Origin of the sequence: Pseudomonas fluorescens (genome assembly GCF_012974785.1) — a bacterium.
GTDB lineage: Bacteria > Pseudomonadota > Gammaproteobacteria > Pseudomonadales > Pseudomonadaceae > Aquipseudomonas > Aquipseudomonas fluorescens_BT.
Genome location: NZ_CP027561.1, coordinates 838,378 through 864,286 on the forward strand (window position 1 = coordinate 838,378; position 25,909 = coordinate 864,286).

The window sequence follows — 25,909 nt, forward strand, 5'->3', positions numbered from 1 at the left end:
CGCTGCGCATCGGAATCCGATCGAGGCTCCCCCATGAAGAAAGTGCTGTTGCTCAACGGCGGTAAAAAATTCGCCCACTCCGACGGTCGTTACAACACCACCCTGCACGAAGCGGCGCTGAGTGTGCTGGATCGCGGCGGTGTCGACGTCAAGACCACCTTCATCGACGAGGGTTACGACATCGCTGAAGAAGTCGCCAAATTCCTCTGGGCCGACGTGATCATTTATCAGATGCCGGGCTGGTGGATGGGCGCACCGTGGACCGTGAAAAAGTACATCGACGAAGTCTTCACCGAAGGCCACGGCAGCCTCTATGCCAGCGACGGCCGCACTCGTTCCGACTCCTCGCAGAAGTACGGCAGCGGCGGTCTGATCCAGGGCAAGCAGTACATGCTGTCGCTGACCTGGAACGCACCGCAGCAGGCGTTCGATGATCCGACCGATTTCTTTGAAGCCAAAGGCGTGGACGCTGTGTACTTCCCGTTCCACAAGGCCAACCAGTTCCTCGGCATGACCGGCCTGCCAACCTTCCTCTGCGTGGACGTGATGAAGCGCCCGAACATCGAGGCCGACGTGGCGCGTTACGAGCAGCATCTGAGCGAGGTGTTTGGCCTCAAAGCCTGACGCTCGGCTACTATCGAAGGCCTGAGCCTCCAGCAGGCCTTTCGATTCGAGGACACCCGTGAAAGCCAGATCCGATGAGTTGCAGATTTTCGTCTGCGTGATCGAATGCGGTTCAATCTCCGCCGCCGCCGAGCAGGTCGGACAGACGCCGTCGGCGGTCAGTCGCACGCTGTCGCGGCTGGAAGCCAAGCTCGACACCACGCTGATCAACCGCACCACGCGGCGCATGGACCTGACCGAGGAGGGCAAGTATTTCTTCGAACAGGCCAAGCTGATCCTCGACCAGATGGACCAGCTCGAAGAGCGCCTGTCCTCGCGCCAGCAGACGCCATCAGGACGGCTGCGCATCAACGCCGCGTCGCCGTTCATGCTCCACGCCATCGTGCCGTACATCGACGAATTCCGGCAGCTGTACCCGGACATCCAGCTCGAACTCAACAGCAACGACCTGATCATTGACCTGCTGGAACAAAGCACCGACGTCGCCATCCGCATCGGCACCCTCGCCGATTCGACGTTGCATGCCCGCTCGCTCGGTTGCAGTCCGCTGCTGATCGTCGCCAGTCCCGCGTATCTGGAAAAACACGGCGCGCCGCTGGAAGTGGCTGACCTGAGCGCGCACACCTTGCTCGGCTTCACCCAGAACGAAGGCCTTAATCAGTGGCCGCTGCGTTACGTGCACGGCGACCGCTGGCCGATCACCCCGGCGATCAGCGCCTCCAGCGGCGAGACGGTTCGCCATCTGGCGCTCGAAGGCCAGGGCATTGCCTGTCTTTCGCACTTCATGACCATCGACGACATCCGCGCCGGGCGTCTCAAGGTGTTGCTGGCGGAATTCAACAGCGGTTATCGCCAGCCGATCAACGCGGTGTACTACCGCAACTCGCAGCTGGCACTGCGCATCCAGTGCTTCCTCGACTTCATCCAGAGCAAACTGGCGGCTTACGCCAGTGCCGATTTCAAGGGCTGATTCGTGATCCCTGCGCAAGAGTGAATTGGTTGAGGGCGGGTTTTTCCACCGGGCTTGGCGGTCGATACTCGTTGCATCACTTATTCACGCAGGGAGTTTCTCCATGAACGTATTCGTCACCGGCGCTGCCGGTTTTATCGGCGGCTCCATCGCCACCGGTCTGGTCCAGGCCGGCCACACCGTCACCGGTCTGGTGCGCAGCGCCGAACAGGCCGATGAGTTGAAAGCACTGGGCATCACCCCGGTGATCGGCACCCTCGACGACAAGGCGCTGCTGGCCGAACAGGCCCGTGCCGCCGACGCGGTGATCAACGCCGCCAGCAGCGATCATCGCGGCGCGGTCGAAGCCTTGCTCGATGCCTTGCGCGGCTCGAACAAAGTGTTCCTGCACACCAGCGGTTCGAGCATCGTCGGCGATGCTTCGGGCGGAAAATCCAGCGACATCATCTACTTCGAAGACAACCTGCCTGAGCCGACCGTCGACAAGGCCGCACGGGTGGCCATCGACAACCTGATCCTCGCGGCAGCGAAGGACGGCGTTAACTCGGCCGTCATCTGTAATACCCTGATCTACGGCCACAGCCTGGGCGTCCATCGCGACAGCGTGCAACTGCCGCGCCTGCTGAAACAGGCATGCAAAAGCGGCGTTGTGCGTCACGTCGGCACCGGCCGGAACATCTGGTCCAACGTGCACATCGAAGACGTGGTGGCGCTGTACCTGCTGGCCCTGACCAAAAACGTTCCGGGCACCTTCTACTTTGTCGAAAGCGGCGAAGCGTCGTTCATCGACATGACTACCGCCATGGCCGAAGCCCTGAACCTGGGCCAGCCACAGGACTGGCCGCTGAAAGACGCCGAAGCCGAGTGGGGCTACGAAATGGCCAACTACGGCCTGGGCTCCAACAGCAGGGTTCGCGGCAAGCACGCCCGCGAATTGCTGGGTTGGGCGCCGAAGCGCACGTCGGTGGTCGAGTGGATTCGCCACGAAATGGTGTGAGCCCGCACCACACTTGAACCTGTTGGAGCTCACCGGCTCCCACAGGTTTTTTTATGCCCCGGAAAAGAAGGACAGGGCGCCGAGGCTCATCGAAGCGTTCAGACATTTCCTACTAGTCTGATTCCCGCACAGGCATGGCCAACGCAGCTGGCCGGTTTGTAGGACAGCGGGCACCCACTGGTTGTCTGGCCATGAGGCCAGGTCGGTGGGTAACGCCCGTGGAATTTTTTTGCAAAAGGAATTTGCGATGGCAATACGCACCTCTGCTGCCTGCTCGTAAAGGCATATCCCGGGCGAATCAGACGATTTCGCCTCCTCACGGTTCATGACACGGCGCCAAGCGCCCTGGCCGGAGCATTGCGCTCTTGGGTCGTGGGCACACTCATCCGCGAAATTGGCAAGAACAAGGAGTAGTTATGGTCATTTTGGGCATTACCAATAACGATTTGTCGGGCGCTTGCCTGGTACGCGATGGTCAGATTCTCTCGGCGGTCAGCGAAGAGCGTTTCACCCGTATCAAGGACCACAAGATCTGGCCCGCCAGGTCCATCGAGTTTGTGTTGAGCCAGGCTGGCGTGTCACTGGAAGATCTCGACTACGTGGCTTACGGATGGAATGCCGGTTTCAACGCCGATAAACACCTTGAGTTGTATTTCGACCGGATCGTCGAAGAGGTCCGGAACAACCCCGAGGGCCTGGCGCAGTTCCGCCAGCGTGTCACCGATGAAGTCCGAAACGATAAAGAGAAGCGCGCCGAATTCGACCGGTACATTGCCGCCAATGGCCTGGCCGGCAAGGCGTATTACATCGATCACCATGAATGCCATGCCCTCGGTGCTTATGTCTGTTCGCCGTTCGATGAGGCCTTGACCCTGACCTGTGACGGGCGCGGCGACTTCCAGTCCCTGACCGTGACCTGGTACAGCCCGACCGAAACCACGGTTTTGCAACGCGAAACCAGCATCGACAGCCTGGGTTACTTCTACGGCCGGATCACCCACTTGCTGGGCTACAAGCCGAACCGTCATGAAGGCAAAGTCACGGGTCTGGCCGCGTTCGGCGATCCGCAGAAGTTGCTGGGGGTGATGCAGCAGATGATCCGTTTCGAAGACGGGCGCATCAAGGCGAGTTGCGGCGACTTGTTCGTGCCGTCCTACAACAATTACAGCGAATCTCTGGAGACCCTGTTCTCCCAAGAAACCCCGGAGGACATCGCCGCTGCGGTACAGCGCCATAGCGAAGACTTGCTGGTGGCGATCGTCAAACATCATCTGGAACAACGCGGCAGCACCAACCTGTGCCTGGCCGGCGGCGTGTTTGGCAACGTCAAACTCAACCAGCGCCTGCGCGAGATTCCCGGCGTGAAAAACGTCTATGTGCTGCCATGCATGGGCGATGGCGGGCTGGCGCTGGCGGCTGCCGTCGGGGCGGCGTACCTGGAGAACGGCACCCGTTTCAGGAACCCGGCAATGACCCTGGGGCCGGACTCGCGCAGCGTTTCGCAGAACATCAACCTGATCCATCGCAACTATCCCGAGCTCGGTTACCACACCCCGTCGAACATCATCGACGTGTTGACCGACGCACTGATGGAGAATCAGGTGCTGGGCATGTTCAAGGGCAAGATGGAGTTCGGGCCACGTTCACTGTGTAACCGCAGCATCGTCTATCACGCGCAGGATGGCGAAGTGAACGACTGGCTGAACAAGCGCATGCACCGTACCGAGTTCATGCCGTTCGGTCCGGTCACCGCCATCGAACACGCGGCGGCCTGCTATGTCGGGTGGGACGAGGACCAGGTGGCGGCAGATACCATGACCATGACCTACGATTGTCATCCGCAGTTCAGCGAGGCCAGTCCGGCAGTCGTGCACATCGATGGCACGGCGCGGCCGCAGATCATTCGCCCGCAGCGCGATGCATTCATGCATCGTCTGTTGAATGCCTGGCATGAGCGGACCGGTCAGGCGGCGTTGATCAACACCTCGTTCAACCGCCATGAAGAGCCGATTGTCTGTTCGCCGCAGGATGCACTGGATGCACTGAAAGACGGGATGGTCGATCTGGTGGTGATGAGTGAATCGCTGATTGTCTGGCGCAAAGGCAAAAACAGCTTCACCCAGCAACGCTTCGAATAATGGACGGATGGTTACAGGGCTCCGCTGGAGCCCTGCTCAGGAGCATCGAGCGTATGGTTGACCCATGTATCTGATCTTTTTCGGGTTCTTTGCCGCGGAAGGCATCATCTATCCGTTCTGGCCGACCTGGCTGAATTCGCTGGGCTTCAGCGCCAGCCAGATCGGCCTGCTGATCGCAGCGGTCTATTGGCCCCAGGTCGTGACCGGCGTGTTGATCACCTACGTAGCCGACTGGCGCGTGGATCAACTGCGGCTGGCGGCCATTCTCGGATTTTCGGCGGCGTTGTGTACGTTGCTGTTCTATTTCCTGCCGGTGCACCTGTGGGGATTCGTGTGCCTGAGCATTCTGTTTGGCGGGCTGTGGATGGTGGTGTTGCCGCTGTCCGAGTCCTATCTGCTCAAGCGTGACAAGCAAGCCCTGCAGAACTATGGCTGGGTCCGCGCGGTGGGCTCTTCGGCCTTTATCCTGACATCGACCCTCGGCGGTCTGTTGTTTGCGCAGTACAGCCAGTCGTGGGTGCCGGTGGTGATTGCCGTGTGCATGTTGCTCACCGCGCTGGCGTGTCTGTGGCTGAAGCGTCAGGTCACGCTGGCGCATCTGCAACCAGCCGAGCGTGGGACGAAGCGGCCCGACTGGAAGGCGCTGTTCGCTCAAAAGGGCCTGTTGATTGCGATTGCCGCCGCCAGTTTCATTCAGCTGAGTCACACCCTGTACTTTTCCACGGCGTCGATTGGCTGGGGCGTGAAAGGCTATTCTTCAACCGCCATCGGGGTGTTCTGGTCAGTGGCGGTGATCGCGGAAATCACCTATTTCGCGTTCTCCAACAAAATCCTGTCGTTCTGTTCACCGTTGTCTATCGTAATGTTTTCCAGTGTCTGTGCGGCGGCGCGCTGGGCGCTGTTTTCCGACAGCGATGCAGTCCCGGTGATCCTGTTGGGGCAATGTCTGCACGCCCTGAGTTTCGCGGCGTATCACTCGGCGATCATGCGCTGCATTCGCGATCACGCCCCGCCCGATATCCAGGTCTTTACCCAGGGTGTCTATTACTCGCTGGCGGTTGCCTTGCCCATGGGCCTGGCCACGCCATTTGCCGGGTATCTGTACGAGACGCAGCCACAATGGTCCTGGTATGTCATGGCGTTGTTTGCCCTGATGGGAACCGTGCTGGCCTTCATTGCTCACCAGAAAATGCGAAGTGCAACCGATGACACAACGAACGTTTACAGCCGTCTGCTTTGATATGGACGGTGTGCTGATCCAGTCTCGCGAGGTCATCGAATTCGCCTGGACCACGGTGGCGCGCAACTACGGTGTTGCCGTCGATCAGGCGTTCATCGACGATCACATTCACGGCCGCCCGGGCGGTTACACCCTGCAGGCCCTGTTCGGTCAGTTCGACGAACAGACGCGTGTGGCCATCAAGAAAGAAGTCGACGCCCTCGAAGAAGTTTCGATCTGTGCGCTGGTGCCGGGTGTCGCTGCGTTCATCGCCCAATTGAATGGGCGCGTGCCGCTGGCGCTGGTGACCAGCAGTTGGCGAGCGCGAGTCGACCACGTCCTGCAGCAGCACGGCCTGACGTCGGTTTTCGACTGCATCGTCTGCCGCGACGATGTGCGCAGCGGCAAACCGGCTCCCGATCCTTATCGCCTGGCCGCCGCCCGACTGGAGCGTCAGAGCGATGAATGCCTGGTCTTCGAAGACTCCGTCAGCGGTGTGCAATCAGCGGTCAGCAGCGGCGCGCTGTGCATCGGTATCGGCGACGATCCGACGCTGAGCGCTCACGGGGCACTGCGTACGTACGCGGATTTCACGGCGCTCCCGGTCTCGCCGGGCGGGGTGGATACGCACCTCTATGCCGACGGCGGGCTGTTTATCAGCGGGCAGGTTGCCCAGAGGTTCGCACGCTCATGACGCCGACCTTGCGACACGCGACCGTCCTGTGGAATTTCCTGGGAGCAGGACGCCAACACAGTGAGTGCGAGCTGATTGTGGTGTGCGGCTCCTACGACCTGCGGGTCTGTGATTACGCCTGTAAGTTGCTGAAAAAAGGCGTCGCCCCGCATCTGTTGTTTACCGGCAACACCGGCAACTGGACGAAGCATTTGTGGGAACGCACCGAAGCCGATATTTTTGCCCAACGGGCCATGGTGCAGGGTGTTTCGCCGGATCAGTTCACCCTCGAATCCCGCGCCACCAACTTCGCCGAGAACATCGCGTTTGCCCGAGCGTTGTTCCCGCAGGTGCGTCGGGCGACGTTCCTGACCAAGCCGAATTCGATCCGGCGCGTGGCGTTGACCTTGCCGGTTCAATGGCCAGGGCTTGAGGCCTGGGTGGATGCGCCGTCGTTCGGTTTTCCGGGGGAGGTCAGCAACCTGATCGGGGTCCTGGGACTGATCGACGAAATGGTCGGCGATATCCACCGGATCATGGTTTACCCTTCGCTGGGCTTTCAGGTCGAGCAAGTGATTCCCGAGGAAGTCGAGGTGGCCTGGCGCTACCTGATCGAACAAGGATTCGATCACCATCTGATCAAAGGCAGACACTGACGCCGCGCTGCCGCCGGAGACTGACATGCTGTACGACACACTGATTCGCAACGCCCTGGTCATCGACGGCAGCAACACTCCCGGTTACGCCGCTGACGTGGCAATCCTCGATGGCCGCATCGCGCGCATCGGCGATCCGGGCGATGCCCGCGCCACGGAAGAGATCGACGCCGCGGGCCGTGTGCTGGCGCCGGGCTTCATCGACGTGCACACCCACGACGACACCGTGGTGATCCGCCAGCCGCAGATGCTGCCCAAGCTCAGCCAGGGAGTGACCACGGTAATTGTCGGCAACTGCGGGATCAGTGCGGCGCCGGTCAGTCTCAAGGGTGATCCACCGGATCCGATGAACCTGCTCGGCACTGCCGCCGCATTCGTCTATCCACGTTTCAGCGATTACCGCGCGGCGGTCGAAGCGGCCAACACCACTTTGAACGTCGCGGCGCTGGTCGGGCATACGGCGCTGCGCAGCAATCACCTCGATGATCTTTTTCGCACCGCCACCGACGCTGAAATCGCCGCGATGCGCGAGCAGTTGCGTGAAAGCCTGGAAGCGGGCGCCCTTGGTTTATCCACAGGGCTGGCGTATGCGAGTGCGTTTTCTGCATCCACCGATGAAGTCATGCAACTGACCGAAGAATTGAATGCGTTTGGCGCGGTGTACACCACTCATTTGCGCAGTGAATTCGAACCGGTGCTGGAGGCCATGGACGAAGCGTTTCGCATTGGCCGCCACGCCCGTTCGCCGGTGATCGTTTCCCACCTCAAATGTGCCGGCGTGGGCAACTGGGGACGCAGTGCGCAGTTGCTCGCGTCGCTGGAAGAGGCGGCGAAAACCCACCCGGTCGGCTGTGATTGCTACCCCTACGCGGCCAGTTCTTCGACGCTGGATCTGAAGCAGGTCACCGACGCCCACCGCATCACCATCACCTGGTCGACGCCTCATCCGGAAGTCAGCGGTCGCGACCTGACCGCCATCGCTGCCGAATGGACGATGCCACTGCTCGACGCGGCCAGACGCCTGCAACCGGCCGGCGCGGTGTATTACGGCATGGACGAGAGTGACGTGCGCCGGATCCTCGCCCATCCGCTGTCGATGGTTGGTTCCGATGGCCTGCCGGAAGACCCGTTCCCCCATCCGCGCCTGTGGGGGGCTTTCCCACGGGTGCTCGGCCATTTCAGTCGCGATGTCGGGCTATTTCCGCTGCACACCGCCGTGCACAAGATGACCGGTCTGTCGGCGGCGCGCTTCGGCTTGAAGGAGCGGGGCGAGATCCGCGAAGGACACTGGGCGGACCTGGTGTTGTTCGACCCGGCAACCGTGCATGACGTGGCGGACTTCACCGACCCGCAACGTGCCGCGCAAGGCATCGATGGCGTGTGGATCAACGGCGTTTTGAGTTATCGAGAGGGGCAGGTCAACGGGCAAAGGGCAGGGCGGTTTCTGGCGCGTGAGGGTGATCTGCGTGACAACTTTCACTGAGTTTCGCGGATTGCGTCACAGTGATGGCACATTGCGACTAAAGAAAGTGGTCACCAAGCCGAATTGCTGACATCTACCCCGGCTGCATGGCGGGGCCCATCAGTCAGGGAGCACCCCCATGAGCTTCGGCAAAACCACCCCGATCCTGCGGATCTTCGATGAAGCCAAGGCCGTGGAATTCTACGTCGACTTCCTCGGCTTCAAGATCGACTGGCAGCACCGCTTCGAGCCTGGTTTCCCGTTGTACCTGCAAGTCTCGCGCGGTGAGTGTGTGCTGCATTTGTCCGAACACCACGGGGATGCGACACCGGGTTCGGCCCTGCGGATCGAGACAGATGAGCTGGAGGCGTTCCAGCAGCAACTGCTGGCGAAGAACTACAAGTTTTCGCACCCGGGCATCCAGGCCATGCCGTGGGGCAGCCAGGACATGACCATCGCCGATCCGTTCGGCAATCGTCTGGTGTTTACCAACGCGATCAGCCTCTGAGCCAAAAGCCCCCTCACCCTAACCCTCTCCCTGTATGTACCGGAGACATGGTGAACACATGTTCGGAGACATGGTGGACGGTTTTTAGATCCTCTTACCTGCCGTAACAATCTGCAAGTTCAAGTCGATTCGGGCGATACGATGTCTACTCCAGTAGACATCGTGGATGCCATCCTCCGCTGTTTCCCTGATCGCTATCGACAGCCCGTGAAATGCTTTTCCGATTGAGTATTCACGGTTCCTCCAGTAAATCTCGCCCTTCACCTGGACCTTTCTGACCACATCTCCGTCGGCGTATTCCGGCGCCATTTGCTGCTCCTGATACTCCCGAGGGCTGCTGCTGTAGCGAGTCGCCGGCACCTGCATATCCAGCGCTTGATGAGGACGTTTCTGGTTGTAGACATCACGCCAGATATCAAATGCCTGTTGTGCGCTGTTGAGGTCCGTGAAGTGCCGACCTTGCAGCACTTCACTCTTCAGGCTGCGGTGGAAACGCTCCAGTTTTCCCTGGGTCTGCGGATGATAAGGCCGGGAGTGACCTACCTTGATGCCCTGCCCCATCAGCCAGACTTCCAGCGCGGTATAAACCCCAGTCTGGTCACCCCAGGGCGAACCGTTGTCCATCGTTATGCGCAAAGGCAAGCCGTAACGCCGAAAGACCCGGATTAGATGCTCCTGGACGGTGTCGCGCTGCTCATTGGCGCACGCGGCGATACACATCGAAAACCGCGAGTGATCGTCCAGTATCGTCAATGGATGGCAACGCCCCTGACTCAGGCTGAAATGGCCCTTGAAGTCCATCTGCCAGAGATCGTTGGGCGCTTCATGCTCGAACCGGATAAACGGTTTGATCTCAGCAGCCTTTGGATCAACGCGCGAATGACGCTGTAAAACTGCATGCACAGTACTGACGGAAGGCATCGCTAAACCTTTGTCTTCCAGCACGCGTTTGAGCTTGCGAGCGCCCCAAGCCGCGTACTCCTGACTCACGATCAGAATCTGCTTCTCCACCTCGTCAGCACAACGTTTGGGGGACGTCTTCGGTCGTCGTGACTGATTGTTCAGCCCCTCGGCCCCTGATTTTTCAAACCTGCTGAGCCATTTGTAGGCAGTGCTTGGGCTGATGTTGAATCGACGGCAAAGCTGCCGAACATTGGCCCCTTCTTGCCGAGCCAAAAGCACGAATTCTGTACGTAGCTGCACGGTAGACACCTCTTCCCAAGACACAGGCCATCTCCTTCGCGATGAGCAATGTGTCTATTTAAAAGTGTCCACCATGTCTCCGAACACCTGTCCACCATGTCTCCGGTACATACACTCCCAGGGGAGAGGGGACTGACCGAGGTGTCTATCGTCATACACCGACCTGAAAGACCGTGACGATTATGGATTCACAGAAGCGTTTTCAGGTCGGCATAGATCGTGAGCATATTGCGGTCGGCTCCCTCTCTCAGTGGAGAGGGGACTGACCGAGGTGTTTATCGCCATACATCGACCTGAAAGATCGTGGCGATTATGGATTCACAGAATTTCTTTCAGGTCGGCGTAAATCGTGAGTAATTCGCGGTCGGCTCCCTCTCCAAAGGTCGAGGGGACTGACCGAGGTGTCTATCGTCATACATCGACCTGAAAGATCGTGGCGATTATGGATTCACAGAAGCGTTTTCAGGTCGGCATAGATCGTGAGCATATTGCGGTCGGCTCCCTCTCCCTCTGGGAGAGGGCTGGGGTGAGGGGGGCTGTGAGTCGCACACTCATTCGGCACCACCACTGACCCGGTGAGTCTGCCGAAACTCACCGGGCGGCATCCCGCGCCGGCTCTTGAACGTGCGGTGAAACGAGCGCGGTTCGGTGAAGCCCAGATACTGCGCAATATCCTGAATCGGCAAGGTGCTGTTGAGCAGGTAATGCTCGGCCAGCTCCTGGCGCAAGTCATCGAGGATCTGCTGATACGAGGTGCCGGCCTGATGCAACTGGCGTTGCAGCGTGCGCACCGAGACGGCGAGATGTTCGGCCACCTGTTCCTTGCGCGGCAGACCTTCCTTGAGCAACTGGCGCAGGATGCTTTTGACCCGCTGCTCCAGCGACGCATCCTCCAGCGTCGCCATCAGACTCTGGGCGTGTTCCTCCAGCGTGCGCAGCAAATGCGCATCGGCCTGGCGCAGCGGCAACTGCAGATATGGCAACGGCACGATCAGCGCGGAATACGGTTGATCGAACAGCACCGGGCATTCGAAAAACTGCTCGTACTGCGTCAGCGTCGTGTCCGCCGGACGTGAGTGCTCCAGCCACACCGCGGCCGGCGACAGTTGGGTGTCGGCGATCCAGCGGGCGTATTGCAGCCAGGAGCCGAGCACGTTTTCCACCAGATGCCGGCGAATCCGTGGGCGTTCGAAGCGGCAGCTCCAGATCAGGTGCACGTGGCTGTCCTGCACCTCGGCGCGACTGACGCCCATGTCGCCCACCAGTTTTTCGAACGGCATGATGCGGCTCATGGCGTCGCCCAGTGTTGCGCAATTCATGGTGATGTAACCGAGCACGCTCCAGGAGTTGGGCAGCACAAAATTGGCGGCGTTGAGACCGAACAACGGATCACCCGAGTGCTCGCAGAAATAATCGAGCAACCGCTCATGGGTTTCACCCGGCAGGCGCAGGCTGTTGTCGCTCAACTGCTGCGCCTGCAAACCGGCCGCCGCCAACGCAGGCTCGATGGCCAGGCCCAGGTGTTCGGCATGGCGCAGGTACTTGAGCAGCGGCGGAACGGAGGTGAAGCCGAGCGATTGCATGACCGAATTCCCTTGATCGAGGCCGCCACGGGCGGATGAACGCCCTGAAAGGTAATTTGAATCCACGACTAAAGTAAATGGCTGACGCTTGCGCGACGTTTGACTCAATTGGCTACTCGAACTGGCCGGATGCGACCGTGACACTTGCGGCCGGCTGACTAGTATGAGGGCCTGAAATCTCACTGATCAGACTGCACAGAAGGACACACGCATGCGACGCTGGAACGGCTGGGGAGATGCAACCACGGTGGTCGAACTGCCGGCCCAGGGCGCAGGTTTTCTCCATGAGCGACTGGGGCAGGGGCGAGCGCTGCCCGATGCGACACTCGAAGCGGCGCTGGCCCGCGTGCCGGTCTCGCGGCTGGCAGAGCACGCCTTGTACAGCATCGATGCCCATGATCGCTTGCTGCATGCCCGGGGCCAGAGCCTGCCGGACTGGCTGGCGTTGCGCGAGGGGGCGCTGGGTCACTATCCCGACGCTGTGGCGTTCCCGGAAACCGCCGAGCACATCCGCCAGTTGCTGGCGCTCGCCCAGGCCCAGGATCTGTGCCTGATTCCCTACGGCGGCGGCACGTCGGTGGCCGGACACATCAACCCGCCAGACTCCGCGCGGCCGGTGGTGACGGTGTCGCTGGCGCGGATGAATCGTCTGCTCGACCTCGATGAGCAAAGCTTGCTCGCGACTTTCGGTCCCGGCGCCAGTGGGCCGCAGGTGGAAAGTCAATTGCGCGCCCGTGGCTACACGCTGGGGCATTTCCCGCAGTCGTGGGAGCTGTCGACGCTGGGCGGTTGGGTGGCCAGTCGTTCCAGCGGCCAGCAGTCGTTGCGTTATGGGCGGATTGAGCAACTGTTCGCCGGCGGAACCCTGGAAACCTTCGCCGGGCCGCTGCAGATTCCAACCTTCCCGGCCTCGGCGGCCGGCCCGGATCTGCGCGAAGTGGTGCTGGGTTGCGAGGGGCGTTTCGGGATCATTTCCGAGGTCAAGGTGCGGGTCAGCGCGCTGCCGGCCGATGAGCGTTTTTACGGTGTGTTTCTGCCCAGCTGGAGCAAGGCGCTGCAAGCCATTCAGCAACTGGCCCAGGCGCGGGTGCCGCTGTCGATGCTGCGTCTGTCCAACGCGGTGGAAACTGAAACCCAACTGGCGCTGGCCGGCCATCCGCAACAGATCGCCTGGCTGGAGAAGTACCTGAACCTGCGCGGCGCCGGGCAGGGCAAGTGCCTGCTGACGTTCGGCGTGACCGGCAATCGCAAGCAGAATGCGTTGTCCCTGAGCCAGGCCCGTCAGCATCTGAAGGCGTTCGGCGGTGTGTTCACCGGCACCCTGCTGGGCAAGAAGTGGGCGCAGAACCGCTTTCGTTTTCCGTACCTGCGGGAGAACCTGTGGAACGCCGGTTATGTGGTCGACACTCTCGAAACTGCCACCGACTGGAGCAACGTCGACAACCTGCTCAACCTGATCGAAAACAGCCTGCGCGATGCCTTGGCGGCGGAGGGTGAGCGGGTGCATGTGTTCACCCATCTGTCCCACGTCTACGGCGAAGGATCGAGCATCTACACCACCTACGTGTTTCGTCCGGCGGCGGACTATCCCGCGACGCTCGCTCGCTGGAAGACCCTCAAGCACGCCGCCAGCCAGACCATCGTCGACAACCACGGCACCATCAGCCACCAGCACGGCGTGGGCAAGGATCATGCACCGTACTTGCCGGGCGAAAAAGGCGCGCTGGCGATGGACACCCTGCAGGCGCTGAGCCGGCACTTCGACCCGGCCGGGCGCCTGAACCCCGGCACGCTATTGCAGGAGTGACCGCCATGAGCGCGGACTGGAACGCCGAATGGCGCCAGCAAGTCCTGCCGACACTGGCGGCTGAAACCTGGGATCTGATCGTGATCGGCGGCGGCATCAGCGGCGCCGGCATCCTGCGTGAAGCCGCGCGTCGTGGCTGGCGTTGCCTGCTGCTGGAACAGCGTGATTTCGCCTGGGGCACCTCCAGCCGATCCTCGAAAATGGTCCATGGCGGTTTGCGCTACATCGCCAAAGGTCAGTGGCGGCTGACCCGCGATTCGGTGCGTGAGCGCCAGCGTCTGCTTGACGAAGCGCCGGGTCTGGTGGAACCGATGAGCTTCATGATGCCGCACTATCGCGGCGGCTTTCCCGGGCCGCGGGTGCTGGGTGGTCTGTTGTCGATCTACGACGCATTGGCCGGGCGCCGTGATCATCGTTTCCATGACGCGCAGCAACTGCGTTATCTCGCTCCGGGCGTGAAAGAACATGACCTGCTGGGTGGCACCTGTTTTGTCGATGCGCTGACCGATGACGCTCGGTTGGTCATGCGCGTGTTGAGCGAAGCACGGGCCGACGGCGCGGTGGTGCTCAACGGCATGCGTGTCGAACATCTGCTGCGGGAAAACGGTCGGGTGTGCGGGGTTCAGGTCGAGGACTGCGAAGCGGGCGTATCGCTGCAATTGCGATGTGGTGTACTGGCGGTGGCCACCGGGGCCTGGGCCGAACGCTTGCGCCCACCAGAGGCGCCGCGTCAGTTGCGCCCGCTGCGCGGCAGTCATTTGCTGCTGCCGGGCTGGCGCTTGCCGGTGGCGCAGGCGTTCACGTTTTTGCATGAGCGGGATCGGCGTCCGGTGTTTGTTTTTCCGTGGGAAGGCGCCACGGTGGTCGGCACCACGGACCTCGATCACCGCGAGAATCTGGACCAGAGCGCGAGCATCAGCGCCGAAGAACTCGACTATCTGCTGGCCGCCTGCCGACAGCAGTTTCCCGGCGCTGAAGTGAGAGCGGCCGATGTGCTTTCAACCTGGTCCGGCGTGCGTCCGGTGGTGGGCAGTGCGGCGGGCGAGCATCAGGACACGCCGTCGAATGAAACCCGGGAACATGTGCTGTGGCAGGAGCCGGGTTGCGTCACGTTGGCCGGCGGCAAGCTCACGACGTTCCGCCCGCAAGCCATCGAAGTGCTCAAGGCCTGCGCCGACATGCTCGGCCGTTCTTTTGACGATGATGCCGCGCCGGTGTTTGCTGCGGTACCGCCACTGACGATTCCCGGACTCAGTCCCGGTCAATGGCGACGGCTGGCCGGGCGACATGGCCGGGACCTGCCGAGGCTGGCGCAACTGCTCACCGAACTGGGCCATGAAACGGTCGGTGCCACCGACACCTTGTGGGCAGAATTGGCCTTCGCCTGCGAAGCGGAAATGGTCTTGCACCTGGACGACCTGCTGCTGCGCCGAACCCGTCTCGGCCTGTTGTTGCCCCATGGCGGTGCGGAGTATTTCCCGGCCATTCGCCAACTCTGCCAGCCACGGCTTGGCTGGGACGACGAACGCTGGCAACAGGAACAGCAACGCTACCAGGCGTTATGGCAACGTCATCACGGCCTGCCGGATATCGCGCAGTGATGCCCCTCGAAGAGAGCTCCATGGACAACCACCCGAACAAGCGTTACCTGCTGGCCATCGACAATGGCACCCAGAGCGTGCGCGCGCTGCTCTTCGATTTGCAGGGCAATCTGCTCGGCAAGGGCAAGGTTGAATTGCAGGCCTATTACTCGACGCAACCGGGCTGGGCCGAACAGGATCCGGAATATTACTGGGCGAAACTGGGCGAGGCCTGTCAGCAGCTGTGGCAGCAGACCGGCATCGATCGCTCGCAGATTGCCGGCGTTTCCCTGACTACCCAGCGCGGCACGGTGATCAACGTCGACGCTCAGGGCAAGCCGCTGCGCCCGGCGATTCTCTGGCTCGACCAACGCCAGAGCGAAGTCGAAGGCGCGATCAAGGGCCCGTGGGGCTGGCTGTTCAAACTGGTCGGCGCACAGGCCACGGTGGATTACTTTCGCGCCCAGGCCGAGGCTAACTGGATCGCCCGTCATCAACCGGATGTGTGGGCGGCGACCGACAAGTTTCTGCTGCTCTCGGGGTTTCTCACGCATCGCCTGTGCGGGCGTTTCGTCGACTCGGTGGGCTGTTGCGTCGGCTACCTGCCGTTCGATTTCAAACGTCTGCGCTGGGCCGCGCCGCGTGACTGGAAATGGCAGGCGCTGGCGGTGCGTCCCGAGCAACTGCCAACCTTGTACAAACCCGGTGAAACCCTCGGCCATATCAGCGCCGAAGCCAGTCGTCACACCGGCATCCCCGAGGGGATTCCACTGATTGCGGCGGGGGCCGACAAAGCCTGTGAAGTGCTCGGTTCCGGCGTCGTCGACTCGGGCACGGTGTGCCTGTCCTACGGCACCACGGCGACGATCACCAGCACCCGCTCGCGCTATCTGGAAATCGTCCCGTTGATTCCGCCGTACCCGTCGGCGGTGCCGGATCAGTACAACTGCGAGGTGATGATCTATCGCGGCTACTGGATGGTCAGCTGGTTCAAGAACGAGTTCGGCCTGCGGGAAATGCAGCAGGCCAAAGCGCAGGGCATCGAGCCCGAGCAACTGTTCGATGCGCTGGTCGATGCGGTGCCGCCGGGTTCCATGGGGTTGATGTTGCAGCCCTATTGGTCGCCCGGTATTCGCGAACCGGGCGTGGAAGCCAAAGGCGCAATGATCGGGTTCGGTGACGTGCACACCCGCGCGCACATTTACCGGGCGATCCTCGAAGGCCTGGCTTATGCGTTGCGCCAGGGCATGGAGAAAATCGAGAAGCGCTCGAAGATCTCCGTCACCCGTTTGCGGGTTGCTGGCGGTGGCTCGCAAAGTGATGCGGCGATGCAACTGACGGCGAACATCTTCGGCCTGGCGGCGGAGCGTCCGCATGTCTATGAGGCGTCCGGTCTGGGTGCAGCGATTTGCTGCGCGGTGGGGCTGGGATTGCACGCAGATTTTCCCACGGCGATAGCGGCGATGACCCGGGTCGGCGCGGTGTTTCAGCCGCAGCCCGAGGCGCAAAAGGTCTATGAGCGACTGTACAAGGACGTTTATCTGCGCATGTATCGGCAGCTCAAACCGTTGTACCAGAGTATCCGCAAGATCACCGGTTATCCGGCCTAGAAAAACTACACATTCCCTTGTGGGAGCGGGCTTGCTCGTGAAAGCGGAGTATCAGTCACCGATTGTTTCAATGACCCACCGCCTTCGCGAGCAAGCCCGCTCCCACAGGAGACGGAGGCGCTTTTTTGCGCCATGCACGTGGCGCTATCGGAGAACTTTTCTGGTGAGATCGGACAGTGTCAGGGGCGGGGTCGGTTGTTAGGCTCGATCCCCACGGCACATATAACAAGAACCAGAAGCAATGAAGCTGATCTCCCTCCTGCTGCTTTGCGCAATGGCCCCGACGGCGTGGGGCTGGTCGAACCATACGGTGGGCAGCTACCTGGCGTTGCAGGATCTGCCGGCGTTGCGCGATGCACCGCCCGTCGTAGTCGAACCGCTGGAGCAGTTTCTCTCCGAGCAATACCCGGCCATCGTCGCGTTGCTCGATGAGCAGGAACGCTTCGCCCGCGAGCACTTCAAGCAGTACCCGCGGCGCCCCGACAACCTCAGGTTGCCCGCCGTGCCGAGCGACAATCTGCGCCACGACTTCCTCACCGCGTTGCGGATCAATCCGCTGATTCATCTGGCAATGGTCATCCAGCCGTTGCCGGGCAAAGACCTGCCCGAGCGCGAGCATCTGCAGGCCGATCAGGTCATGGTCGAGCAGACGCTTTCACCGTGGAATCGCCAGCGATTCATTCGCGTGACCGATCACGAAACAGTCGCGCCCCTGGCCGTGCTGGCGAGCGCCGCCGATGAGCCGGACTACGGCCACGACATCAACCTGTTCAGCGACAACCCCGGCGAAGTCGCCGCGTTGTACGGCTTCGGCCCGCAGCCGTTTGGCGATGAGCGCTTCCAGTACAGCTCCCAGGCACCGTTCCACATGGGCTTCTTCCATGAGAGCCCGGTGGTGTACGCGGCCGCCGGATTTCTCGAGCGCAGCTGGCCGGACTGGCGTGCGTATCAGTACATGGGGCTGGCGCGACTGGCGTTTGCCAGCGGCCATTCCTACTGGGGTTATCGCTTTCTCGGTTGGGGCCTGCACCACGTGCAGGACCTGACCCAGCCGTATCACGCCAAGCCGTTGCCGGGCGTCGAATTGCCGAGCCTTCTGCTGCTGGAAGGCAAGGCCCTGGCTGGTTTTGCGGAGGACAAACAGGCGTCCATCGAACGGGTCGCGACCCGCCACATGGAAGTCGAGAAATACCAATCGACCTGGCTACGCCGCGTGCTGCGCGCCGGTCAGCCGCATCCGATGCTCGACGCTTATGCCGATGCCACCGGGGACGCGCATTACCCGCCGTACTCGGTGGATTACCTGCGCGAAGTGGTGAGTGCCGAGTCGGTCGACGACTCCGCCGCCTTCGATGAAGCCATCGACCAATGGCTGGAAACGGCGCCGGTTACCAGCGATTTCAGCGCGGGCAATCAGTTGCAGCGCGAGACTTTCGAGCATCCGGAACTCAATCAACAACTGCTCAAACTGCTCGGCCATTTCGGCGCCCACAGCCGGATTTATGTCAGCGCGGGGCTGGCGCCCTAAGCATCGCGGCAACACACAACAATAAGAACAGGGAAGGAGGAACAGATGATCAACACTCGATTGCGCCTGTCCGGCGTAGCGCTCCCCGGTGTCGGTTTGGCAGGGCTGCTGCAACTCTGCGCAGTCGATGCGGTGCAGGCCGCCGAGTTCAGCGTGCTGGACAATCAGGTCACCGGCTCGCTCGACACGACCTTGTCCTATGGCCGCCTGTGGCGGGTTCAGGGCCGGGACAAGAACAACGATGACGTCAACACCAACGACGGCAATCGCAACTTCGATACCGGGCTGGTTTCCGAGGTGTACAAGATCACTTCGGAGCTGGAGGCCAACTACCAGAACTACGGAATGTTCCTGCGCGGTACCGCGTTCTACGACACCCAGTTGATGGACAAGCGCAACGACTACTACCGCAACAACAGCCCGTCGCAGCCGAGCCAGAGTTATCCCCAGGACGACCGTTTCACCGGCCAGACCCGCGACATTGCCGGCAGCCGGATCGAGATGCTCGACGCCTACGTTCATGGCAGCTGGGACGTCGCGCAAATGCCGGTCACGGCGCGGGTGGGGCGTCAGGTGTTCAACTGGGGCGAGGGGATTTTCTATCGCGGCGGGGTCAACACCACCAACCCGGTGGATGCGGCGAAATATCGTTTGCCGGGCGCCGAGGTCAAGGAAGTGCTGATGCCGGTGGAGGCGGTCAGCTTCAACATCGGCCTGAGCGACAACCTGACGATGGAGAGCTTCTACCAGACCAACTGGAAAGAAACCCGCATCGACCCGGTCGGTACCTTCTACTCGCAGACCGACCTGTTCGCCGACGGCGGCAACACCGCTTACAACAACTTCAGCGGCACCGCGCTTGATACGCCGGTGCCGGGGTTCGGCAATGTCATCGGCCTGTACGGCGCACTGGGCAACAACCCGTTGCTCGGCCCGGCGCTGAAATCCACCGGCCTCTATGCCAACGGCGTGACTCCTGCCTACGGCAACACCCTCAAGGTGGCGTCGATCGGCAAGGACTACAACGCGCGCAACGACGGCCAGTTCGGCTTTGCGTTTCGCTACATCGCCGAAGAACTCAACAGCACCGAATTCGGCCTGTACATGGTCAACTACCACGCCAAGGAACCGACCATCGCCGCCGATCTTGGTGGCTACAAGGGCATCGACATGAATGCCCTGACCAACATGCTCTCCAGCGTGGCCGGCAGTCAGGCCGGGGCCCTCGCCAACGGTCTGGCGACTGCCGATGTGATGGGCAACATCCAGGCCCATCGGCGTTATGCCGAAGACATCCGCATGTACGGTTTCAGTTTCAACACCACGCTGGGCAATGCTTCGGTGTTCGGTGAACTGGCCTATCGGCCGAACCTGCCCATCGGCATCGCGGCCACCAACGATCTGATCGGCGACCTGGCCAATGGCGCTGCGGCAGCGGTGTCCGGCAAGGCCATCAACGTCGGCGGGCAAATGGTCACCCTCGACAGCCAGATCAACAACGCCGAGCGGGTGGAAGCGTTCAACACCTCGTTGGGCAGCATCTACAACTTCGGCCCGACGCTGTCGTTCGACTCGATGTTCGGCATCTTCGAACTGGCCTCCGAGCACCTGCGCGGCAGCAGCCTGCAATACACCGCCTACGACGGCAGCACCCGTTACTACGCCGGCACCGGCAACACTTCGTACGTGTCCGGCGGCGATCGTGACGATCAGGTCAACCGCAATTCCTACAGCTACACGGTGATGTTCAACGGCACCTGGAACGACGTGTACGCCGGGATCAACGTCTCGCCTTACGTCGTCTACAAGGACGACTTCAAAGGCAACAGCTACCAGGCCGGCAACGCCATCGACGGGCGCAAGGCCTACACCCTGGGGGTCAAGGCCAACTACCAGAACAAGCTCGAAGCCGAACTGCAATACACCGAGTTCTGGGGCGGCGGACAGAACAACGGCATTCGCGACCGCGACAACGTCGGGTTCAACCTCAAGTATTTCCTTTGATATCCAGAACACCGGCGTCCCCCTGTGGGAGCGAGCCTGCTCGCGATGAGGACGGCACATCCAGAAGTTGTGTTGCCTGACTCACCGCCATCGCCAGCAGGCTGGCTCCCACAGGCGATTTGCTGGCTACGCAGACCTGGTTTTATTTCGGAGAACGAACATGTTTCCTGCATCACGACTGACCAAGACCACACTGGCGCTGCTTTTGAGCCTCACCGCCACAAGTACGCTGGCCGCCATCTCGCCCCAGCAAGCCGAACAACTGAAAACCTCGCTCACCCCCATGGGCGCCGAGCGCGCCGGCAACGCTGCCGGCACCATCCCGGCCTGGACCGGCGGCATCACCCAGGCGCCGGCCGGCTACAAACCCGGTCAGCATCACCCCGACCCGTACGCGGCGGACAAACCGCTGTTCACCATCACCAAGGCCAACCTCGACCAATACAAGGCGCATCTGAGCCCCGGCCAGATCGCCCTGTTCAACAGCTACCCCGACACTTTCCAGATGCCGGTCTATCCCTCGCGCCGATCCGGCTCCGCGCCGCAGTGGCTGTATGACAACACCCTGAAGAATGCGACCTCGGCCAAGTTACTGGAGGGCGGCAGCGGATTCGCCGATGCCTATGGCGGCGTGCCGTTTCCGGTGCCCAAGGACGGGGTCGAAGTGCTGTGGAATCACATCACTCGCTATCGCGGCATATACGTGGTCCGTCGCGCTTCCGAAACACCGGTGCAACGCAACGGCAGCTTCGCGCTGGTGACCTCGCAACAGGAAGGTTTCTTCAACTACTACCGCCCGGGCGGCCAGTTCGCCGACCTGAAAAACATCCTGTTCTACTACCTCGCCTTCGTGAAAAGCCCGGCGCGCCTCGCCGGTGGTGCCGCGCTGGTGCACGAGACCCTGGACCAGCTCAAGGACGCCCGCCAGGCCTGGATCTACGACGCCGGCCAACGCCGCGTCCGCCGCGCACCAAACCTTGCGTATGACACGCCGATCGCCTCCTCCGATGGCCTGCGCACCGCCGACGACACCGACCTGTTCAACGGCTCGCCGGATCGCTTCGACTGGAAGCTCAAGGGCAAGCAGGAAATCTACATCCCCTACAACAACTACAAAGTCGGCAGCCCCGACGTGAAATACGCCCAACTGCTCACCCCCGGCCACCTCAACCCGCAATACACCCGCTACGAGCTTCACCGTGTCTGGGTGGTCGAAGGCACACTCAAGCCGGGGGCGCGGCACATCTACTCCAAACGCGTGCTGTTCCTCGACGAAGACAGCTGGGGCGCCGCACTCGTGGATCAATACGACGGGCGAGGAGAGCTGTGGCGCGTGTCGATGGCCTACCTGAAAAACTTCTACGACCTGCCCACCACCTGGAGCGCTCTCGACGTCTTCCACGACTTGCAGGCCCGTCGGTACTACGTGCAGAACCTGGATAACGAAGAGGCCTCCACCGTCGACTTCTCGCAACCGGTGCCGGAGGATTCGTATTTCATGCCGTCGGCGTTGCGGCAGCGGGGGACGCGTTAAGTGGCCTGACGCAATCGCGGGCAAGCCCGCTCCCACAGGTAAAGAGTCGAACACAGTATCTGTGCACGCCTCAGAACCTTGTGGGAGCGGGCTTGCCCGCGATTGAAATTCGCTTCAGCGCTGACTGTAGGTCAGACGCGGAAGTGGCTAACCATTTGCTGCAACTGTCCACCCAACCGCGCCAGTTCAACACTCGACTTGGCCGTCTCATCACTCGCCGCAGCAGTCTGCTCCGACACGTCGCGGACGTTGATGATGCTGCGGCTGATTTCTTCGGCCACGGCACTTTGCTGTTCGGCGGCAGCGGCGATCTGCTGGTTCATCGACTGGATGTTCGACACCGTGCGGGTGATGTTTTCCAGGGATTCGCCGGCCTTTCGGGTCAGGGCGACGCTGCTGTCGGTCAGGGCGCGGCTGTTATTCATCACGGCCGAAACCTGTTGTGTGCCGTTCTGCAGACCGGCCACCAGGCCTTCGATTTCCTCGGTGGATTTCTGGGTGCGCTGGGCCAGGCCACGGACTTCGTCGGCGACCACGGCAAAACCGCGACCGGCTTCACCGGCACGGGCGGCTTCGATGGCGGCGTTGAGGGCCAGCAGGTTGGTCTGTTCGGCCACAGCCTTGATCACGTCCATGACGCTGCCGATCTTGTCGCTTTCCTGTTGCAGCACGCTCATGGCTTCGGTGGAACGCACCACTTCGCTGGCCAGACGCTCGATCTGGGCGATGGCTTCGTTCACCACTTTGTCGCCTTCACGGGCTTCGCCGTCAGCGGCGGCTGCGGCTTGCGAGGCTTCCTCGGCGTTGCGCGCAACTTCCTGCACGGTGGCGGTCATCTCGTGCATCGCGGTCGCAACCTGATCGGTCTCGACCTTCTGGCTGTTCACGCCGGCGCTGGTCTGTTCGGTCACGGCCGACAGTTCTTCGGCGGCGCTGGCGATCTGGGTCACGCCGTCGCGGATGCCGCTGATCAGGTCGCGCAGGGTCACGCCCATGCGCGCGATGCCTTGTTGCAGCACGCCGAGTTCGTCGCGGCGGGTGACGATCACGTTGTGGCTCAGGTCGCCGCTGGCGATGCGGTCGACCACGGCCATGGTTTCCTGCAGCGGACGGGTGATCTGGCGGGTGATGATGAACGCAGCGATGACTCCCACCAGCAAGGCCAGCAGGGTGCTGATCAGTTGCAGGGTGCGGGCCTGGGCGCTTTCGATGTCACGACGGTCCAGCTGGATCTGATACAGCTGCTCGCTCAGGGTCACGATGGTCGCGCCCTGGTCGGTCATTTCCTTGCGTGCCTGCACCGCCTCGCTGTTGGCGTTCTTGAACGCCTGCAAGGCGCTGCGGTAGTTGGTCAGGGCGGTTTCCAGCTGACGCATGGCGTCCTGCTGGGTGCCGGAGAAATGCACGTTCAGTTGTTTCAGGCTGGCGATGGCCACATCCAGTTGGCCGACGGCTTTCTGCTCGGTGTCGGCATTGGCGGTGGCGGTGTAGCCGCGCACTTCGTAGCGCGCCAGGATGAACGCTTCCTTGGCGGCGGTGACAGCCTGGAACTGCTCGAAACGCTCATCGCTCAGCGGCATTTGCTGGACGCGGTTGCTCAGCGCTTCGATCAGGCCGTAAGCCGTCGCGGCGTTGGTGGCCATCGAGTCGCGCGCGGTGTTGCCAGTGCGGTAGGCGTTACGCATTTTGTTCAGCGACGTCTGGTACTCGGCGATGGTCGCCGCCTGCTGCTTGAGCAGTTTGACGTTTTCGGGACTCTTGAAAGTGCTGATCAGGTTCTGCTGCTGTGCAACGAAACCGTCGAGGGTGGTCTGCACGTTCTGCGCGGCGGCTTCGTCGCCGTTGGTCAGCATGTATTGCAGGCGCACCACGCGCAGTTTGGTCAGGCCAGCGTTGAGCTGAGTGATGTCGCTCATCCAGTTGCTGCGGTCAATCAGACCGCCCAGGCTAGTCCAGCCGGTGAGCGCCAGGATGCAGGTCAGGGCCAGGACGAGGCCGAATCCGAGCCCCAGTTTCAGGTTCACGCTGATGTTGCCGAACCAGCTATTCATCAAAAATCCTCCAGAAAAACGTTGTGCATCTTGATCGTCGGTCAGGCTGGAAGATTGTTGTTTTTTTGAGCCAGCAAGGGTGTTAACAGGACTGTATCGGCCGCAAATCCGAGAGCTGAAAGGATTTTGTCCGACGGATTTTGTAACAACGGATCCCAAGACTTTTTTCACATGACTTTCACTGGCTGCCCACAGGGGCCTCTGTACCTTCGCCGGATCAAATGACAGTGCTGCGAACTGGCAAGGCGGATTTTTGTGGAATTGAGACTGAGTCTGTTCGGCGTCAAACGCTCGATCGACCTGAGGGGCCTGGCCCGTTTTCGGAACGCCGGGGTTGTTCTGGCGACGTTGGCGCTGGTGGTGCCATTGACCCTGTGGCTGCTTGCCCCGGCGGCGTTGCCTGATCTGGCCCACGGCAATGTGGCCGGTGCCCGGGCGTTGACGGCCGGTTGGGCCAAGGGCGACATGATCGTGCTGGTGCGTCATGTCGAGCGCTGTGATCATTCCCCGGCGCCATGCCTGAGCGGCAATGACGGCATCACCGACCGTTCGCGCAGTGTCGCGGTCGCCGTCGGCGCACAATTCGAGCACCTGGGCCTGCACCATGCCGACATCTACAACAGCCCGATGACCCGCACCGTGCAGACCGCCGGTTATATGTTCAACCGGGCGACGGCCGGCGAAGACTGGCTGATCAGCTGCAAGGGTCGCATGCTGCAGGATGCGCTCGCACACAAGGTTGCGGGGCGTAACCTGATCCTGGTCACCCACAGCGAATGCATGGCGCAGCTGGAAAAAGACCTCAAGATGCCGGCCTCGACCCTCGGATACGGATCCTCGCTGTTCGTTTCGGCTGCCAACCCGGCGGCTCCCAAAATGCTCGGCTTCATCGAAGCCTCCGACTGGCGCACGGTGACCACCCGATGACTTCTCGTTTTTACGCTTACAACTTTGGCATCCCGCTGTTTTGTGCTGCTGTGGTTTTTCTGATGTTCGACATGACGAACATCGACATCGCCTTCAGTAATCTGCTGTTCGATCCGCTGACCCATACCTTCCCCCTCGACAAGATTCACTTCTTTGAAAAGCTGACCCACAAGTGGGCGCGGATCATCCCGAACTGGACCGCGGAAATCGCCCTGATCGGCGCGATGCTGTCGGTGGTCTGGCCGTTGGTCACTCCGCAGAAGCGCCCGCGCCTCGGCGAGTTTCTGGAGCGCAGCAAAGTCGCTCCGGTCCTGCGTTTTGCGGCTGAGCATCGTCGGGATTTTCTGTTTGTGGTGGTGGCCTTCGCGGTGTGTACCGGCGTGATTCACTTCCTCAAGGCCCATACCAGCGTTTACTGCCCGATCGAGACGACGCTGTACGGCGGCAAAATGGCTCACGTCGAGTGGTACAACAATTTCCAGCTGTTCCATGAAGCCGGTGACGGTCGTTGCTGGCCGGGCGGACACGCCTCCGGCGGATTCACCATGCTGGCGCTGTATTTTGTGGCGCGGCGTTATCAGTGGCGCTTCTCCAGCGCGTTGTTGTGGGGCTCGCTGCTGCTCGGTTTCGTCTACGGCACCACACGCGTCCTGCAGGGCTGGCACTACATGTCCCACACGTTCTGGGCCGGTATCTTCGTGTGGCTGGCGTGTTTGCTCACTGCGCTGGCGTTTTATGGGCGGGCTCGTCTGGAACTGCCGGTGTTGAGCAAGCGTGAGCGACAGGTGTTCAGTGCACAGCCTGAGGCTGCTCTCTGAAGCGTCGCGATTGAAAC

The 25,909-nt window shown here is 61.4% G+C and carries 20 protein-coding genes and 1 pseudogene; 17 read left to right on the forward strand and 4 right to left on the reverse strand.

Going from position 1 to position 25,909, the window contains the following annotated elements; translation table 11 throughout:
* Nucleotides 1–33 precede the first annotated feature (33 nt).
* The 9 genes from C6Y56_RS03610 (at nucleotide 34) to C6Y56_RS03650 (ending at nucleotide 9,247) form a co-directional block, all read left to right on the forward strand.
* Nucleotides 34–624: an NAD(P)H-dependent oxidoreductase gene (locus tag C6Y56_RS03610; protein ID WP_119428084.1), complete on the forward strand. Its 591-nt coding sequence runs from the start codon at nucleotides 34–36 to the stop codon at nucleotides 622–624.
* A gap of 58 nt (nucleotides 625–682) precedes the next feature.
* Nucleotides 683–1,594 carry a LysR family transcriptional regulator gene (locus C6Y56_RS03615; protein WP_169428762.1) on the forward strand — a complete coding sequence of 304 codons (912 nt, stop codon included), beginning with the start codon at nucleotides 683–685 and terminating at the stop codon, nucleotides 1,592–1,594.
* Between the two features lie 103 nt (nucleotides 1,595–1,697).
* Nucleotides 1,698–2,591 carry an NAD-dependent epimerase/dehydratase family protein gene (locus tag C6Y56_RS03620; protein ID WP_169428763.1) on the forward strand — a complete coding sequence of 298 codons (894 nt, stop codon included), beginning with the start codon at nucleotides 1,698–1,700 and terminating at the stop codon, nucleotides 2,589–2,591.
* Between the two features lie 416 nt (nucleotides 2,592–3,007).
* Entirely contained in the window at nucleotides 3,008–4,729 is a 1,722-nt protein-coding gene (locus tag C6Y56_RS03625; RefSeq protein WP_169428764.1) for a carbamoyltransferase family protein, read from the forward strand.
* 64 nt (nucleotides 4,730–4,793) lie between these two features.
* Nucleotides 4,794–5,969: an MFS transporter gene (locus C6Y56_RS03630; protein ID WP_169428765.1), complete on the forward strand. Its 1,176-nt coding sequence runs from the start codon at nucleotides 4,794–4,796 to the stop codon at nucleotides 5,967–5,969.
* Nucleotides 5,935–6,642, forward strand: coding sequence for an HAD family hydrolase (locus C6Y56_RS03635; protein WP_169428766.1), 708 nt, complete (start codon nucleotides 5,935–5,937; stop codon nucleotides 6,640–6,642). The genes C6Y56_RS03630 and C6Y56_RS03635 overlap by 35 nt, the downstream gene beginning before the upstream one ends.
* Complete coding sequence (locus C6Y56_RS03640; RefSeq protein WP_169428767.1) at nucleotides 6,639–7,277, forward strand: YdcF family protein; 639 nt, start codon at nucleotides 6,639–6,641, stop codon at nucleotides 7,275–7,277. Before C6Y56_RS03635 ends, C6Y56_RS03640 begins: the two co-directional genes overlap by 4 nt.
* Before the next feature lie 25 nt (nucleotides 7,278–7,302).
* Entirely contained in the window at nucleotides 7,303–8,760 is a 1,458-nt protein-coding gene (locus C6Y56_RS03645; protein WP_169428768.1) for an N-acyl-D-amino-acid deacylase family protein, read from the forward strand.
* Between the two features lie 118 nt (nucleotides 8,761–8,878).
* Nucleotides 8,879–9,247: a glyoxalase superfamily protein gene (locus C6Y56_RS03650; RefSeq protein WP_169428769.1), complete on the forward strand. Its 369-nt coding sequence runs from the start codon at nucleotides 8,879–8,881 to the stop codon at nucleotides 9,245–9,247.
* 84 nt (nucleotides 9,248–9,331) lie between these two features.
* Here the strand turns inward: C6Y56_RS03650 and C6Y56_RS03655 are convergent, their stop codons facing one another.
* Together C6Y56_RS03655 and gliR are read right to left on the reverse strand one after the other, a co-directional pair.
* Nucleotides 9,332–10,474, reverse strand: coding sequence for an IS481 family transposase (locus tag C6Y56_RS03655; protein WP_169428712.1), 1,143 nt, complete (start codon nucleotides 10,472–10,474; stop codon nucleotides 9,332–9,334).
* Nucleotides 10,475–11,001: 527 nt separating this feature from the next.
* Nucleotides 11,002–12,033, reverse strand: coding sequence for an AraC family transcriptional regulator GliR (gene gliR, locus C6Y56_RS03660; RefSeq protein WP_169428770.1), 1,032 nt, complete (start codon nucleotides 12,031–12,033; stop codon nucleotides 11,002–11,004).
* A gap of 211 nt (nucleotides 12,034–12,244) precedes the next feature.
* Here gliR and C6Y56_RS03665 point away from each other — a divergent pair, with 211 nt between their 5' ends.
* The 6 genes from C6Y56_RS03665 to C6Y56_RS03690 all read left to right on the forward strand — a co-directional run bounded on the left by C6Y56_RS03665 (nucleotide 12,245) and on the right by C6Y56_RS03690 (nucleotide 22,096).
* On the forward strand, nucleotides 12,245–13,840 hold the full coding sequence (locus C6Y56_RS03665) for an FAD-binding oxidoreductase (protein ID WP_169428771.1): 1,596 nt from the start codon (nucleotides 12,245–12,247) through the stop codon (nucleotides 13,838–13,840).
* 5 nt (nucleotides 13,841–13,845) lie between these two features.
* Nucleotides 13,846–15,441: a glycerol-3-phosphate dehydrogenase/oxidase gene (locus C6Y56_RS03670; protein ID WP_169428772.1), complete on the forward strand. Its 1,596-nt coding sequence runs from the start codon at nucleotides 13,846–13,848 to the stop codon at nucleotides 15,439–15,441.
* Between the two features lie 20 nt (nucleotides 15,442–15,461).
* Entirely contained in the window at nucleotides 15,462–17,030 is a 1,569-nt protein-coding gene (locus C6Y56_RS03675) for an FGGY-family carbohydrate kinase (RefSeq protein ID WP_169428773.1), read from the forward strand.
* A 241-nt stretch (nucleotides 17,031–17,271) separates the two neighbouring features.
* Complete coding sequence (locus C6Y56_RS03680; protein WP_169428774.1) at nucleotides 17,272–18,558, forward strand: phospholipase; 1,287 nt, start codon at nucleotides 17,272–17,274, stop codon at nucleotides 18,556–18,558.
* Between the two features lie 45 nt (nucleotides 18,559–18,603).
* A complete protein-coding gene (locus C6Y56_RS03685; RefSeq protein WP_169428775.1) occupies nucleotides 18,604–20,562 on the forward strand; it encodes a DUF1302 domain-containing protein in 1,959 nt (652 codons plus the stop codon).
* Nucleotides 20,563–20,722: 160 nt separating this feature from the next.
* The gene (locus tag C6Y56_RS03690; protein ID WP_169428776.1) at nucleotides 20,723–22,096 is read left to right on the forward strand and encodes a DUF1329 domain-containing protein; all 1,374 of its coding nucleotides are present in this window, start codon (nucleotides 20,723–20,725) and stop codon (nucleotides 22,094–22,096) included.
* Between the two features lie 131 nt (nucleotides 22,097–22,227).
* Here C6Y56_RS03690 and C6Y56_RS29510 read toward each other — a convergent pair whose 3' ends face one another.
* Both C6Y56_RS29510 and C6Y56_RS29515 read right to left on the reverse strand, forming a co-directional pair.
* Complete coding sequence (locus tag C6Y56_RS29510) at nucleotides 22,228–23,091, reverse strand: methyl-accepting chemotaxis protein (RefSeq protein ID WP_423815275.1); 864 nt, start codon at nucleotides 23,089–23,091, stop codon at nucleotides 22,228–22,230.
* Nucleotides 23,092–23,133: 42 nt separating this feature from the next.
* A pseudogene (locus tag C6Y56_RS29515) lies at nucleotides 23,134–24,147 on the reverse strand (methyl-accepting chemotaxis protein); the annotation flags it as partial.
* A 255-nt stretch (nucleotides 24,148–24,402) separates the two neighbouring features.
* Here C6Y56_RS29515 and C6Y56_RS03700 point away from each other — a divergent pair.
* Nucleotides 24,403–25,074, forward strand: a complete 672-nt coding sequence (locus tag C6Y56_RS03700; protein ID WP_169428778.1) for a histidine phosphatase family protein — start codon at nucleotides 24,403–24,405, stop codon at nucleotides 25,072–25,074.
* Nucleotides 25,071–25,892, forward strand: a complete 822-nt coding sequence (locus tag C6Y56_RS03705) for a phosphatase PAP2 family protein (protein ID WP_169428779.1) — start codon at nucleotides 25,071–25,073, stop codon at nucleotides 25,890–25,892. Before C6Y56_RS03700 ends, C6Y56_RS03705 begins: the two co-directional genes overlap by 4 nt.
* Nucleotides 25,893–25,909 lie beyond the last annotated feature (17 nt).

Bases quoted from the DNA above. Each gene is read 5' to 3' on its own strand.
- C6Y56_RS03630 (WP_169428765.1), top strand. From the start codon at position 4,794: ATGTATCTGATCTTTTTCGGGTTCTTTGCCGCGGAAGGCATCATCTAT.
- C6Y56_RS03685 (WP_169428775.1), top strand. From the start codon at position 18,604: ATGATCAACACTCGATTGCGCCTGTCCGGCGTAGCGCTCCCCGGTGTC.
- C6Y56_RS03635 (WP_169428766.1), top strand. From the start codon at position 5,935: ATGACACAACGAACGTTTACAGCCGTCTGCTTTGATATGGACGGTGTG.
- C6Y56_RS03625 (WP_169428764.1), top strand. From the start codon at position 3,008: ATGGTCATTTTGGGCATTACCAATAACGATTTGTCGGGCGCTTGCCTG.
- C6Y56_RS03650 (WP_169428769.1), top strand. From the start codon at position 8,879: ATGAGCTTCGGCAAAACCACCCCGATCCTGCGGATCTTCGATGAAGCC.
- C6Y56_RS03670 (WP_169428772.1), top strand. From the start codon at position 13,846: ATGAGCGCGGACTGGAACGCCGAATGGCGCCAGCAAGTCCTGCCGACA.
- C6Y56_RS03665 (WP_169428771.1), top strand. From the start codon at position 12,245: ATGCGACGCTGGAACGGCTGGGGAGATGCAACCACGGTGGTCGAACTG.
- C6Y56_RS03645 (WP_169428768.1), top strand. From the start codon at position 7,303: ATGCTGTACGACACACTGATTCGCAACGCCCTGGTCATCGACGGCAGC.
- C6Y56_RS03640 (WP_169428767.1), top strand. From the start codon at position 6,639: ATGACGCCGACCTTGCGACACGCGACCGTCCTGTGGAATTTCCTGGGA.
- C6Y56_RS03675 (WP_169428773.1), top strand. From the start codon at position 15,462: ATGGACAACCACCCGAACAAGCGTTACCTGCTGGCCATCGACAATGGC.
- C6Y56_RS29510 (WP_423815275.1), bottom strand. From the start codon at position 23,091: ATGGGCGTGACCCTGCGCGACCTGATCAGCGGCATCCGCGACGGCGTG.
- C6Y56_RS03620 (WP_169428763.1), top strand. From the start codon at position 1,698: ATGAACGTATTCGTCACCGGCGCTGCCGGTTTTATCGGCGGCTCCATC.
- C6Y56_RS03705 (WP_169428779.1), top strand. From the start codon at position 25,071: ATGACTTCTCGTTTTTACGCTTACAACTTTGGCATCCCGCTGTTTTGT.
- C6Y56_RS03610 (WP_119428084.1), top strand. From the start codon at position 34: ATGAAGAAAGTGCTGTTGCTCAACGGCGGTAAAAAATTCGCCCACTCC.
- C6Y56_RS03680 (WP_169428774.1), top strand. From the start codon at position 17,272: ATGAAGCTGATCTCCCTCCTGCTGCTTTGCGCAATGGCCCCGACGGCG.
- gliR (WP_169428770.1), bottom strand. From the start codon at position 12,033: ATGCAATCGCTCGGCTTCACCTCCGTTCCGCCGCTGCTCAAGTACCTG.
- C6Y56_RS03690 (WP_169428776.1), top strand. From the start codon at position 20,723: ATGTTTCCTGCATCACGACTGACCAAGACCACACTGGCGCTGCTTTTG.